This window comes from Streptomyces montanus (assembly GCF_005786655.1).
GTDB lineage: Bacteria > Actinomycetota > Actinomycetes > Streptomycetales > Streptomycetaceae > Streptomyces > Streptomyces sporangiiformans.
The window spans coordinates 47,590-61,093 of sequence record NZ_VBZC01000005.1; the positions used below are offsets into that span (position 1 = coordinate 47,590).

Here is a 13,504-nt window from a genome sequence, read left to right on the forward strand (position 1 = left end):
TACCAGACGACAGCTTCAGTAACCGTGAGTCGAACGATCGCCCCCCTCGCCTCGGAACAGGCGAAACGTGCGGGGATACCTTCGACTCGAATCAGAGTGTTCCGCACTTTCTTGATAAACGCTACAGTCTCTGCATCGACTCTCTCCTGAATCCAGGGGAGGACCGAGGAGCCGCCGGAGGAGCCATGTCCTTGCCGCCACTCGACCGCCGCGCCCACGAGACACCTGACGAGCCCGCCCTGGTGGACGACCGGGGGGTGCTGTCCTGGGCCGGACTCGCCGACCAGGTCGCGCGGGCGTCGGCACGGCTGCTGCAGTTCGCTCCCGGCCCCGCCGACCGGGTCGCCGTCCTCGGGGACAACGCGATACCGACCCTGGTGGCCCACCTGGCCGGACTGTGCGCCGGAGTCGGAACCGTGGCCACCTCCCGGCAGCTGACGGTGGGCGAACTCGTCGACCAGATCATCGACGCGGGCGTGACCGGCATCGTCGCCGGGCCCGCCGGCGCCCCTGTCGCCCTGGAAGCGGCCCGCGAACTGGGCCTGCCGGTGGTGACGCACGGAACCCCGCCGGCCGGGCATGCCTTCGACTGGGATCTGTGGCTGGCAGCGGCCGCGCCCTCCGGTGGCGCCACTGACGCCGGTGCCGCCTCCGCGGACCGCCCCGCCCGGCCGCCCCTCGTCTACACCTCGGGAACCACCGGTCGGGCCCGCGGCACCGAGGTGCGCTGGGTGAGCCCTCCGGCCGCCGACAGCGCCGCGTACCTGGCCGCGCTGGCCGCCCGGTCCGGATTCCCGCCGGGACCCCACCTGGTGTGCGGCCCGCTGCAGCACAACGGCCCGCTCACCTCGCTGCGGCACCTGGCGGCCGGCCAGCAGGTCGTGGTGCTCGGCAAGTTCGACGCGGAGGCGTTCCTGCGCCGCGTCGAGGAGTGGCGGGTCACCTCCACCGTCATGGTGCCCACCCACTTCCAGCGCCTGCTCTCCCTGCCGGAGGAGGTGCGCGCCCGGTACGACGTCTCCAGCCTGCTGCAGGTCTCCCACACCGGGTCCGCGTGCCCTCCCGAGGTGAAGCACGCCATGATCGACTGGTTCGGTCCGGTGCTGACGGAGTCGTACGGCGCCAGCGAGGCGGGCACCGTGGCACGCATCAACAGCACCGAGTGGCTTGAGCACCCGGGCTCGGTCGGGCGCGTCCAGCCTCCGTTCGAGGTTCTGGTGACCGGCGACGACGGCCGTCCGCTGCCGCCCGGCGAGGTCGGTCTGCTGGCCTTCCGGGCGCCCGAAGGCCGGGGCGTGCGCTACCACGCCGACCCGGACAAGACCAAGGCCGCCTACCTCTCCCCCGGTGTCTTCACCCTCGGCGACATCGGTTACGTCGACCCCGACGGCTTCATCTTCATCACCGACCGGGCCGCCGACATCGTGGTCTCCGGCGGCGTCAACCTGTACCCGGCCGAGAGCGAGGCGGTGCTGCGCCGGCACCCCGCTGTCGCCGAGGTCGCGATCATCGGCGTGCCGGACGCGGATTTCGGCGAGTCGCTGCGGGCACTGGTCGTGGCCGCCGGGGAGGAGCCGACGGCCGAAGAGCTGGACCGGTTCTGCCGCGAGCGGCTGGCCGCCTACAAGTGCCCGAAGTCGTACGAGTTCGTCCCCGAACTGCTGCGCAACGCGATGGGCAAGCTGGACAAACGCGCGATGCGCCGCCCGTATTGGCGCTCCGAGCGGACCATCGCCGGCTGAGCAATCCCACCGGCCACCGCATCGCCCTCACCGACGGCGCCCGCCCCAGTGCTGACGCCCGCCCCCGTACGAAGGATCACCCATGACCGAACTCCTCCTCATCCGCCACGGCCTTCCCTTGGCGGGCCAGTACGATCCCGGGCTGTCGCCGGAGGGCACCATGCAGGCCGAGCGCCTCGCCTCCTGGCTCGCACACGAGGACATCGACGCCCTGTACGTCAGCCCCTTCCAGCGTGCCCGCGAGACGGCGGCACCGTTGGAGCGGCTCACCGGCCTGACCGCCAACGTGCTGGACGACCTGCGCGAGTGGGACACGGACGTCTCGCACCCCTACACGCCACCGGAGCAGATCCGGGCGGACGACCCCCGGTCGGTGGCGCTCGCCGAGGGACGGTACGAGGACTTCGTACCCGATCTCGACTGGGAGGCCTTCCGGGCCCGAGCGGTCCGGGCCATGAACACCATCCTGGACGCCCATCCCGCAGGGCGGGTCGCGGCCGTGTGCCACGGCGGCATCACCAACACCTATCTGGCGACGATGCTCGGCCTGCCCCTCATGTTCTGGTTCCATCCCGGCTACACCTCGGTCAGCCGCGTACGGCGGCTGCCGGGCGGGCGGATCGTGCTGCACTCGGTGAACGAGACCGCCCACATGATCGCGGAACGCGCCGTCGACGCCGCCGCCTGACCCGAGCCGATCCGCTCACATCCCCCAGGAGGTCCCGGCCATGCCCGGATCCGTCATCGTCGCCGGTGTCAGAACGCCCATCGGCAGACTGATGGGCGCCCTGAGCGCCGTGTCCGCCGCCGACCTCGGCGCGCACGCCATCAGTGCCGCGCTGGCCGCCGTGCGTCTGGACCCGTCCGCGGTGGAAGCCGTCGTCATGGGTCACGTGGTCCAGGCCGGTGCCGGTCCCAATCCGGCCCGGCAGGCCGCTGTCCGCGCCGGCATTCCGTTCGCCGTCCCTGCGAGCACCGTCAACAAGCTGTGCCTGTCCGGTCTGCACGCCATCGCCCTCGCCGACCTCATGATCGCCTCCGGGCGCCATGAGGTGGTCGTAGCGGGCGGGATGGAGTCCATGTCGGGTGCCCCGCACCTGCTGCGCGGAGCACGCGGCGGCTGGAAGTACGGCACGGCCACCGCCGAGGACTCCCTCGACCGCGACGCACTCGTCTGCGCCTTCGACGGCGTCTCCATGGGCGCGGCCACCGAGCGGTACCAGCGGCCGTTCGCCCTGACCCGTGAGGAGCAGGACGAGTACAGCGCGCTGTCGCACCAAAGGGCCTCCCGGGCCCAGGATTCCGGCGCGCTGGCCGCAGAGATCGCCCCGGTCACGGTGGCCGGACGCGGTGGCGGGACGGTGGTGGACGCCGACGAGGGCGTACGGCCGCGGAGCACCGCCGAGAGCCTGGGGCGCCTGAAGCCCGCCTTCTCCGGCGAGGGCACCATCACCGCGGGCAACTCCTCACAGCTCTCCGACGGCGCCGCGGCCGTCGTCGTGATGAGCGCGGATCGCGCGCGCCGGGAGGACCTGACACCGCTCGTGGAGATCGGCGCCTACGGCACCGTCGCGGGCCCCGACCCCTCGCTGCTCGTCCAGCCGGCCGGCGCGGTCCGCGACGCCCTGTCACGGGACGGCCGCCTGAAGACCGCCGACCTCGACCTGTTCGAGATCAACGAGGCGTTCGCCGGTGTGGCCCTGGCTTCCGTACGGGAGCTGGACGTCCCGCTGGAGAAGGTGAACGTCAACGGCGGCGCGATCGCCCTGGGGCACCCGGTCGGCATGACCGGCGCCCGGCTCGTACTGACCCTCGCGGCGGAACTGGGGCGGCGCGGAGGCGGTACCGGAGCGGCCGCCCTGTGCGGGGGCGGCGGCCAGGGAGACGCCCTGCTGCTGCACGTTCCCCCGCGGGTCTGATCCCTCCCACCCATCCGTGTTCCCGCTCGTGTTCCCGCCCCGTGTTCCCGCCGTACGAGACCAGGTTGACCCACCATGACCGACCTCCTGCCCCTGAACGGGACGCCTCTCGTCGTGGCGACCCGCACCCCCGCCGCCGACGGTGTCGTCTCCCTCACCCTGCGCCGCCCCGACGGCGAGCCGCTGCCCTCCTGGACCCCGGGCGCGCACATCGACCTGCTCCTGGACGGCGGCCTGACTCGTCAGTACTCACTGTGCGGGCACCCCGCCGACCACGAGGCCTGGCGCATCGCCGTGCTGCGCGAGCCGCAGGGCCGCGGCGGCTCGGCGTACGTCCACGACCACCTTCGGGAAGGCGCCACCGTGCGGGTCCGCGGGCCGCGGAACAACTTCCCGCTGCGGCCCGCCGCACGCCACCTGTTCATCGCGGGCGGCGTCGGCATCACACCCGTCCTTCCCATGGTCGAGGCCGCCGAGGCCGCGGGGGCCGACTGGCGTCTGCTGTACGGCGGCCGCACCCGCACCTCCATGGCGTTCCTGGACCGTCTCGCACCGTACGGGGACCGGGTGTTCGTCCGCCCACAGGACGAGTACGGCCTGCTCGACCTCGCCGCCTTCCTCGGCTCACCCGAGGAGGGCACCCTGGTGCACGCCTGCGGTCCCGAACCCCTGCTGCAAGCGGTGCACGAGCGGTGTGCGGACTGGCCGCCCGGCACGCTGGGCGTGGAGCGGTTCGCCCCGGCACGGACAGTCGAGGGGGCCGGTCCGGCCGAGGCATTCGAGGTGGTGCTCGCCCGCGCCGGGCTCACCGTCACCGTGCCGCCGGACCGCTCGGTGCTCGAAGCCGTGGAAGAGGCCGGCGTCACCGTGGACTTCTCCTGCCGGGAAGGCACCTGCGGCACCTGCGAGACCGACGTGCTCGACGGCACGCCCGACCACCGGGACTCACTGCTCGACGAGGACGAGCGGGAGGCCGGTGACACCATGCTCATCTGTGTCTCCCGCTCGTGCGGGCCCCGCCTGGTCCTCGACCTGTGACCGTGATCGGCCACGGCGTTCAGGACGGGTGCGGGTGGTCCTCCTGGGTGCTGTCCGCCCACCGGGCCGACCAGTGGGCCAAGGGGCGCAGCGCGGTGTAGGCGTCCTGGCCCAGCCCGGTCAGGGCGTAACTGGTGTCAGGATGCTGCACGACGATGCGCGCGTCGGCCAACTCGGTCAGGCGTTGCCGCAGCACGCTGGACGACATGTTGTCGCAGCGCTGCTGGAGGGCGCGGAAACCGAGTGGTTGCTCGCGCAGTTCCCAGACGATGCGCAGGCTCCAGCGCCGCCCGAAGAGGTCGAGCGCTGCCATGAGCGGCCGTCCCGTGGTGGAGCCGCGTACCGGCTGTCCCGGTTTCGGCACGGCCATCGCCGACCCCTTTGTCTCACCGCTGACGCTTCGGACACCGGCACGATACGTCACCGCGTTTCGCTTCTGATTCCGAAACATCGAGGAGGAGCGGTTCGGACGCGTGCCTGGATGCTGGTTACCCTTCGTCGGTGACCAGCGCGAAGGTGGGCCGTCGGCAGGCGCTCCGCGCCGGGCTCGGAGGTGTGGCGGCTGCTGTCCTGTCCGGATGCGCCGAGGACACGGGCCCCGTGCAGCGGCTGCATTTGGCGACCGGGCCGCGAGGCGGGCCGTACAACGCCTTCGGGAGGGCACTTGCCCGAGCAGTCGCCGGAAGCGGCCACCGGCTGGAGATCGCTGCTGTGAGCACCGCGGCGAGCGTGGACAACCTGCGCAGGCTGAACGACGGCTCGGTGGAGCTGGCACTGGCCATGGCGGACGCGTCGGAGGACGCGGTACAGGGGCGGGCACCGTTCTTGCGAAAGGCCGCGGTGACGGCGCTGGCGCGTGTCTACGTGAACTACACGCATCTCGTCGTTCCGGCGGACGGCCCGGTACGGTCCGTGAAGGAGCTGGCCGGCCGGCAGGTCGCGGCGGGCGCGGCCGGCTCGGGAGTGCAGGTCGTGGCGGGCCGACTCCTGCGGGCGGCAGGACTGCTCGACGGCCGCTCGCCGATACGGGAACGCAGACTCGGCCTGGCGGACTCGGTCGACGGGCTGCGTGCGGGCACGGTGGATGCGCTGTTCTGGTCCGGCGGCGTTCCTACGCCGGCGCTGTCGGCGCTGGCGGCCGAACTGCCCCTGCGGTTCCTGCCGCTGGATGGGTATGTGAGCGCGCTGCGCAAGCGCCACGGTCCCGTCTACACAACGGTTACGCTGCCCGCCGGGGCCTACGGGCTGCGGGAACCGGTGGGCACCATCGGGGTGGGCAACTATCTGCTGGCCCGTGCCGATGTGCCCGATCGTGCGGTGCTTGAGCTGCTCCAGGTGGTGTTCGACCAGTGGCGAGTGCTCCTGCGCGAGGTGACCGCGGGCGCCCGGTTGGAGCCCCGGTTCGCCATCTCCACCGGTCAGGTGCCACTCCACCCGGGCGCGAAAGCGTACTACCGGTCGGTGTACGGCTGAGTCGATGGGAAGGGGCCGGCCCGGAGGAACGCGCAGTCCGGCATACCAATCGGTTGTCGGTTCGGCGGTGCGTCAGGCAGAAGGTAGCCGGAGTTCGACGGTCAGTCCTCGCGGGCTGCCGGAGCTCGCGTTGAGCCGACCACCACTGATCCGGGCGATCTCGTCGGCGATGGCAAGGCCCAGTCCGCTGCCGGGGATGTTCTGGTGCTCGCGAGCCCGGGTGAAGCGCCGTAGTAGCAAGGGCAATTGGTCCTCGGGGACTCCGGGGCCGTCGTCGGCGACACGGACGACGACCTGCCCGCCCGGAGCGGGGGCCGCCCACACTTCGACGCGTCCCCCGGGCGGTACGAACTTGGCGGCGTTGTCGAGGAGCGCGTCGAGGATCCGTCCCGCCGCGTCGGGCAGTGCCCGCGCCCGCAGACCGTCGGCCACCTCAGGGACCAATGCGGTTCCGGCCTCCCGGAGGACCGGCGTCCAGGCCGCCACTCGGTCCCGCACAGCCCGGGACACGTCCTGGTCCGTAAGCTGCGCCGTGGCGGACTCCACCCGTGCCAGGGCGAGCAGACCGTCGAGCAGTTCCTCCAGGCGCTCCGCCTCGTCCAGGGCTCGGCTGTGCTCGGCCCTGCCGTGGCCCGGGCCGATGTGCGGCTCCACGTTCTCGAGTTGCAGCACCAGGGTGGCGAGCGGGTTGCGCAGCTGGTGGGAGGCGTCCGCGACGAAGTCGCGCTGGCGGGCGATGGAGTCGGCCACTGCCTCGGCCATGGTGTTGAAGTGGCGTCGCAGGCTGCGTAGTTCCGGCGGTCCGGTGTCGGAGTCGGCCCGCGCCTTCAGGCTTCCGGCGGTCAGATTCTCCACGGCCCGGTCGAGATCGCGGACCGGGCGCATCAGCCAGCGAGTGATGCCCGCGGCGACCAGGGCCGCGGCCGCGAAGGCGGCGACCGCCCCGGCGGCGATGAGCGACCAGCGGACGGTGACATCGCGGCGGGCCCCGGCAGTCGGTACGGACATCAGGACAGCCCCACTGACCCGCTCGTCCCGCCCCACCGGCTCGGCGAGCACGACGGTCCCGGGTCCCCAGGGACGCACGGCCGGCAGCTGCTCGGTGGAGCGGCCGGTCAGGGCCCGCTGCCGGGCGTCGTCCGCCTCCGGGCCGCCCGTACCGCGGAGGCCGGGGCCTGCCTGGGCGACGGTCCGGCCCGCCGTGTCGACGACGGCTACGGCGGCTCCGTACAGCTCGGCGTACCGGGTGATCTCGGCGGACAGTTCGGCGCGGTCTGCCTCGGTGCGCACTCGGTCGGCGAGATCGGCGAACCGCACGGCCTCGGAGCGCCGCTGAAGCAGCAGGTGCTCGGTGCGCTCGCTCGCATAGGAGTTGGCCAGGGGAACGGACAGCAGCAGAGCCGCGGCTCCCATGAGCACCATCAGCACGGCGAGAAGCCTGCGTCTCATCCGCCGCCGTCCCGCTCGTCACCCAGGGAAGTGGAGCCGCCGCCCGGGGACGGAGAGCCGAGCTGGTATCCGAAGCCCCGGACAGTACGGACCAGGTCGCCCCGACCTGTCTTGGCACGGATGCCCGCAACATGCACGTCCAGGGAGCGGGAGGCGGCGAGGAATGCATCGCCCCAGATCCGGTCCAGGATCTGCTCGCGGGAATGCACTTCCTCCGGTCGGGCGGCCAGGAAGGCGAGTACATCGAACTCGCGCCGGGTGAGCTGCACTTGGGCTCCGGCGACCATGACGGCACGGCCCGCGATGTCGATCTCCACATCGCCGGTGTGCACCGATGCCCCCATGCCGTCCGGGCGGCCGTGCGGCGGCGCCGTGCGGCGACGCACGGTGTCGATCCGGGCCATCAGCTCGGCCATCCGGAACGGCTTGACCACGTAGTCGTCGGCGCCGGCGCGCAGCCCCTGCACGATGTCGCGCTCCTCGCAGCGGGCGGTGACCACGATCAGCGGCGCGTCGCAGACCGTGCGCAGCCTCCGCAGCAGTTCCAGCCCGTCAAGGTCCGGCAGGCCGAGGTCGAGCAGGACGAACTCGGCCTCGCGGACGTGCCGCAGAGCGTCCAGGGCACGGCCGACCCGGCGGACGGTATGCCCGCGCTGGGTCAGGGCGGTGCCCAGGGCCTGAGCCATGCGGTCGTCGTCCTCGACGAGCAGCGCGTGCATAGGTACTTCCTTGTGGCGCTCGGACCGTTGCGAGCCTGGTGACCTGAAGCAGCAGCTTACGGAAGCCGCCGCGCCAGGTCACCGTCCGGGCTCAGCGCACGACGTCGACGGGGTCGGCGGCCGAAGCCCTGCCCTGGGCGGAGTCGGCCTCGGCCTCGGCCTCGACGCGGCTGAGCACCGCGTCGCGGGTGTCGGGCATCAGTACATAGGTGACGAGGGAGATGAGCGCGCATCCGGACACGTACCAGAAGAACCCCGTCTCGTGGCCGCTGTCCTTGAACCACAGCGCCACGTACTCCGCCGTGCCGCCGAAGAGTGCGTTGGCGATCGCGTAGGGCAGCGCAACGCCCAGGGCGCGAATCCGGGTCGGGAAGAGCTCGGCTTTGACGGCAGCGTTGATCGAGGTGTAGCCGGTGACGATCACCAGGGCCAGCAGGGACAGACCGAGCGCCGACCAGTACGAGGACGCTGACCCGAGGGCGGTCATGATCGGATAGGTGCCGACGGTGCAGCCGACCGCGAACGTGATCAGCAACGGGCGGCGTCCGATCCGGTCCGACAGCATCCCGGCGAACGGCTGCAACACCGCGAAGAGGGCGAGGGCGGTGAAGCTCACCAGCGTGGCGGTGGTCTTCGCCATGCCCGCGCTGCCGACCAGATACTTGGTCAGATAGGTGGTGTACGTGTAGTAGGCGACGGTGCCGCCAAGGGTGAGCGCCATGACCAGGCCCGCCTGACGGCGGTGCTGCCACAACGCCTTCAGCGTGCCGCGTGCGTCGTGGCCACCCTCAGCGGACGCCTCCTCAGCGAAGGCATCGGTCTCCTGCAGTCGGCGCCGCAGCCAGAACACCACCACCGCGAAGAACGCCCCGAGCAGGAACGGGATTCGCCATCCCCAGCTCTCCAGCTGGGCGGTAGTGAGCGTGTGCTGCATCGTGATCAGCATGCCCAGGCCCAGCAGTTGGCCGCAGGTCATCGACACGTACTGAAAGGACGAGCCGAGGCCACGCCGGTTGCGGGCCGACGCCTCGGTCAGATAGGTGGCGCTCGCGGCGTACTCACCGCCGATGCTCATGCCCTGAAGCAGCCGCGCCAGCAGCAGTACCACCGCACCGAAGTAGCCGGCCTGGCCGTAGGTCGGTGCGGCGGCGATCAGCAACGCGGCCACCGACATCATCGTGACGGTGAGGGTGAGCGCACTCTTGCGTCCGTGCCGGTCCGCGGCCCGGCCGAGCACCCAGCCGCCCACCGGCCGCATCAGGAAGCCGACTGCGAAAATCCCGGCGGTGTTCATCAGCTGCGTGGTCGGGTTGTCGCCCGGGAAGAAGGAGTCGGCGAAGTAGATCGCGAAGCTGGCGTAGACGAACCAGTCGTACCACTCGACAAGATTGCCGAGGGATCCGCCGACGAGAGCGAGGCGGCGTTTCCGGCGGAGGTCCTGTGGCGTGCTTCCGGGCATGACGGAGGACGGGGACATGGCGGCTCCAGAAGGAAGTCCCAGTTGGGAGACGGGGAGTTGCCCTTGAGTAGGGACGCGCACGAGCATGCGGTCGGCCTCCACGCCCGGACAAGGTCCGGCACACAGATCTAACCTCCCGCTAAGGAAGCTCGCCCCGTCGAGGAAGAACCGCGCGGCAACTCGGGTACGCCACGAGGTGAAGCCGGTTCCAGAGCTGTCGCCACCTGCTGCCCGGGCAGGCTCCGCCGGCCGCTGGGCCATCCCATGACGTCCGCCCCCATACAGGAGACGTCGGTCTCCGGGAGCACATCCAGGTCCTGGAGACCGACGTCGGGTCGGCATGAATCAACGGCTGGGACGAGCCGCCCCGCGGTGAGATGCCGTGTGAAGGTGCAGGTGCGCGTCGTCGACCAACTGGCGGGCTTACGCGTGCGGGTCGGGATCCGGGGCGAAACCACGAGTGACGGGGTCGCACGTCACGGTCACTTGAGAGCTCCCAGGGTGACGCCGGTCCGCCAGTAACGGCGCATCGCGACCATCATGATCGCCATCGGCACGATGGACAACAACGCGCCCGTGAGGACGAGACTGGTCACGTCGATGCCCGACTCCAGCCGCTTCCCGGTCCAGTTGTACAGACCCAGGTTGAGCGTCCAGTTCTCCTCGCCACGCAGGACGGTCAAGGGGAGGAAGAAAGCGTTCCAGGTGTTGACGAAGGCGAGCAGAAACACCGTCGCGCCGCCCGTGGTCATCATCCGCAGCACGATGCTGAAGAAGATCCGCAGCTCACCGGCGCCGTCGATACGGGCTGCCTCCAGCAGCTCGAACGGGATCGTGGCCTCGGTGTAGACCTTGGCCAGGTACACGCTGAACGGGTTGATCAGACACGGGATCAGCATGGCCCAAGGGGTATCGACCATCCCGATCGCCGAGAACAGCAGATACAGCGGCAGGGTGAGCAGCGCGATCGGGATGAGGAAGGACCCCACCACGGCCGCGAACACAGCACCCCGCCCTGGGAAGTCGAACCGGGCGAGCCCGTAGCCCGTGGCGAGGGCGATGAGGGTGCCGCCGAGAGAGCCGACCCCCGCGTACAGGAACGAGTTGGCGGTCCAGCGCAGGAAGATGCCGTCGTCGTACGTGAACACCTGCTGCAGGTTGTCCCACAGGTGCCAGCCGGAGAACCACAGCCCGTTGCTCTGGTACAGCCCCACGCGGTCCTTGGTCGCGGCGATGATCAGCCAGTACACCGGGAACATGCTGTAGGCGCTGGCCAGGGCCAGGCCGACGAGGAGGAAGCGCTGGCCGCCCCGGGAGCGTGCGGCCGGGTCCGGGCGGGTGAGCCGCCGCACGGTGCGCCCGCGGGGTGGCTCGCCACCGTTTTCCGTGCCGGTTTCCTTACGGTTTTCCGTCAGCGCCATCAGTCCGCCTCCCTCGAGGTCAGCCGGTAAAAGAGGAAGGACGCGACGCCGAGGATCAGGGCGAGCAGCACCGACAGGGCCGCGGCGTAGTGATAGTTGGCGGCGTTGAACGCCTGGTTGTAGATGATCATGATCGGGGTGAAGCTGTCGCTGACCGTCTCAGGGGTCACGTTCCGGAACAGTGCGGGCTCGTTGAAGATCTGCAGCATCTGGATGATCGACAGCAGAGCCGTCAGGACGAGCGCCCCGCGCACGAACGGGATCTTGATGCTCAGCGCGATGCGCAGCTCCGAGGCGCCGTCCAGCCGCGCGGCCTCGAACAGCTCACGGGACACGCCCTGGAGCGCCGCGTAGATGATCACCATGTTGTAGCCGATGCCGTGCCAGGTCAGCAGGTTGCCAATGGCCGGCCACACCATCGAGGGCGCGAAGAAGTTCCAGTCGAACCCGAACAGCTTGCCGATCGGCGTCAGCGGGCCCACATCGGGGCTGTAGAGGTTGACCCACACGATGGCCGCGACCACCCCGGGGATCATGTACGGGATCAGCAGGAGGATTCGGAACCTGCCGGCCACCTTGGAGGTGACCGCGTCCAGGAGCAGCGCCAGCACGAGGCTGATGAGCAGCATGAACGGGATCTGGACGCAGGCGAACACCACCACCCGCAGGATGGAGGTCATGAACGCCGAGTCGGTCAGGCCGTTCTGGTAGTTCTCCAGGCCGACGAACTCCGTGGTCGCACCGCCGAGACCGAGACCGGACTGTTTCTGAAGGAACAGCGACTGGTAGACCGCGTAGCCGATCGGAAGCAGGTAGAGAAAGACGAAGCCGAGCTGGAAGGGCACCGTGAACGCGGCACCCTTCCAGCGCAGTGAGCGAATCATCGAGTGTGCCTCAGCCCTTGACGCTGATGCCGCGCTGCTTCAGGTCATTGACCGTCCACTCCTGCATGTGTGCCAGGAGGTCGGTGACCTTCTGCTTCTTGCTGACGACCTTGGCCCACTCGTCCTGCATCTCCGTGAACATCGCGGTCCAGTTGGGGCCGAACGTCCAGTCGGTGGTGACGGTGCCCAGGCTGTCCGTCACGACCTTCTTGGCCGGCTCATAGTTCTTGCCGAGCAGCTTCTCGGAGATCGCCTCTGAGACGTACGAATCGCTGTCGGCCAGCGCCGGCATCACACCGCTGCCGGTCTCCGGGCTCGCCATGGTCTTGACCGCTCCGGTGTCGGTGGACATCCACAGCGCCGCCTCAGCGGCCTGCTCCTTGTGCTTGCACTGCTCGCTCACCAGCGTCAGGTTGCCGCTCTGGTTGGTCCCGGCCGGCGTCTTGGGTGCCTCGCCCTCGAAGGTCGGCCAGGGGGACAGCGCCCAGTCGCCGAAGGACTTGGTGAAGTTCTGCACCATGCCGGACATCTGCCAGGTGGAGATCTGCCGGGTCGCGGTGCCGCCGTTGTCGTAGTTGCGCTGCACGGCGGCGTAGTCCGCGAACGAGAGCTTGGAGTTCAGGTCGTTGTCGACTATCTCCTGGATCACCTTCGCGGCCTTGAGGCTTCCCTCGTCCTCGAAGTTCACCTTCCACGCGTCGCCGTCGACGGAGTACCAGTGCGCCCCGGCCTGCATCGCGAGCACCTCCAGGGTGCTCGGGTCCTCACCGGCGTAGTTGGTGATCTTGATGTCGTGCTTCTTCAGTTTCTTGCCGGCGGCGATGAAATCGTCCCAGGTCGCGGGCGCCTCCAGACCGTACTTCTTGAAGATGTCGGTGCGGTAGATGGTGAAGGCGGGCGCCGAGGCGGTGGGGACGCCGTAGACCTTGCCCTGGACCTGGCCGGTGGCCCACGAGCCGGTGTTGAACTTGTCCTTGCTGGACTCGACGTACTTGGTGATGTCGGCGAGTGCGCCCTGCGAGACCCAGCTCGTGACGTACTCGCCGGTGTTCTGCAGCATGCAGGGCGCGTTGCCGGCCTTGACGGCGTTGGTCAGCTGCTTCTGCATGGTCAGCTGGTCGGTGACCTTGGTGTACTTCAGCTTGACGTCCTTGTGGCTGGCGTTGAACGCCTTGACGACGGCCTCCTGGCCGTTCGCCCAGCCCCAGAAGTCGAGGGTGACCGGGCCGGTGGACTTGGGGTCGTCGGAGCCCGATTCGCCGCACGCGGAGAGCAGGCCTGCCAGCGCCAGGGCCGCGGCGGCGGCACTCACGAGCTTTCTGCGCGGACTGGTGGAGTTCATGGAGCAGTCATCCTTCTGGCTGAAAGGGATCGCGGAGGAGGGCAAGAACGTGTCTTCG

The 13,504-nt window shown here is 70.0% G+C and carries 12 protein-coding genes; 5 read left to right on the forward strand and 7 right to left on the reverse strand.

Annotated elements, in window-relative coordinates:
* The first annotated feature begins 185 nt into the window (after positions 1-185).
* The 4 genes from FE633_RS05405 (at position 186) to FE633_RS05420 (ending at position 4,699) form a co-directional block, all read left to right on the forward strand.
* Positions 186-1,742: an AMP-binding protein gene (locus tag FE633_RS05405; RefSeq protein ID WP_138043932.1), complete on the forward strand. Its 1,557-nt coding sequence runs from the start codon at positions 186-188 to the stop codon at positions 1,740-1,742.
* Between the two features lie 82 nt (positions 1,743-1,824).
* Positions 1,825-2,430 (forward strand): histidine phosphatase family protein, encoded by a 606-nt coding sequence (locus FE633_RS05410; protein ID WP_138043933.1) that lies wholly within the window; start codon positions 1,825-1,827, stop codon positions 2,428-2,430.
* A 40-nt stretch (positions 2,431-2,470) separates the two neighbouring features.
* Positions 2,471-3,661 (forward strand): acetyl-CoA C-acyltransferase, encoded by a 1,191-nt coding sequence (locus FE633_RS05415; RefSeq protein ID WP_138043934.1) that lies wholly within the window; start codon positions 2,471-2,473, stop codon positions 3,659-3,661.
* Between the two features lie 75 nt (positions 3,662-3,736).
* Positions 3,737-4,699 (forward strand): PDR/VanB family oxidoreductase, encoded by a 963-nt coding sequence (locus tag FE633_RS05420; RefSeq protein WP_138043935.1) that lies wholly within the window; start codon positions 3,737-3,739, stop codon positions 4,697-4,699.
* 19 nt (positions 4,700-4,718) lie between these two features.
* Here FE633_RS05420 and FE633_RS05425 read toward each other — a convergent pair whose 3' ends face one another.
* Positions 4,719-5,069 (reverse strand): winged helix-turn-helix transcriptional regulator, encoded by a 351-nt coding sequence (locus FE633_RS05425; RefSeq protein ID WP_138043936.1) that lies wholly within the window; start codon positions 5,067-5,069, stop codon positions 4,719-4,721.
* Between the two features lie 131 nt (positions 5,070-5,200).
* Here FE633_RS05425 and FE633_RS05430 point away from each other — a divergent pair, with 131 nt between their 5' ends.
* Positions 5,201-6,172, forward strand: a complete 972-nt coding sequence (locus FE633_RS05430) for a TAXI family TRAP transporter solute-binding subunit (RefSeq protein WP_246113432.1) — start codon at positions 5,201-5,203, stop codon at positions 6,170-6,172.
* Between the two features lie 72 nt (positions 6,173-6,244).
* Here the strand turns inward: FE633_RS05430 and FE633_RS05435 are convergent, their stop codons facing one another.
* The 6 genes from FE633_RS05435 to FE633_RS05460 form a co-directional block, all read right to left on the reverse strand.
* A complete protein-coding gene (locus FE633_RS05435) occupies positions 6,245-7,621 on the reverse strand; it encodes a sensor histidine kinase (protein ID WP_138043937.1) in 1,377 nt (458 codons plus the stop codon).
* The gene (locus tag FE633_RS05440) at positions 7,618-8,340 is read right to left on the reverse strand and encodes a response regulator (RefSeq protein WP_138043938.1); all 723 of its coding nucleotides are present in this window, start codon (positions 8,338-8,340) and stop codon (positions 7,618-7,620) included. Before FE633_RS05440 ends, FE633_RS05435 begins: the two co-directional genes overlap by 4 nt.
* A gap of 91 nt (positions 8,341-8,431) precedes the next feature.
* Positions 8,432-9,799, reverse strand: a complete 1,368-nt coding sequence (locus FE633_RS05445) for an MFS transporter (protein WP_138044096.1) — start codon at positions 9,797-9,799, stop codon at positions 8,432-8,434.
* Between the two features lie 482 nt (positions 9,800-10,281).
* Positions 10,282-11,220 (reverse strand): carbohydrate ABC transporter permease, encoded by a 939-nt coding sequence (locus FE633_RS05450; RefSeq protein ID WP_246113434.1) that lies wholly within the window; start codon positions 11,218-11,220, stop codon positions 10,282-10,284.
* Positions 11,220-12,104, reverse strand: a complete 885-nt coding sequence (locus FE633_RS05455; protein WP_138043939.1) for a carbohydrate ABC transporter permease — start codon at positions 12,102-12,104, stop codon at positions 11,220-11,222. Before FE633_RS05455 ends, FE633_RS05450 begins: the two co-directional genes overlap by 1 nt.
* 10 nt (positions 12,105-12,114) lie before the next feature.
* Positions 12,115-13,446, reverse strand: coding sequence for an ABC transporter substrate-binding protein (locus tag FE633_RS05460; protein WP_138043940.1), 1,332 nt, complete (start codon positions 13,444-13,446; stop codon positions 12,115-12,117).
* Positions 13,447-13,504 lie beyond the last annotated feature (58 nt).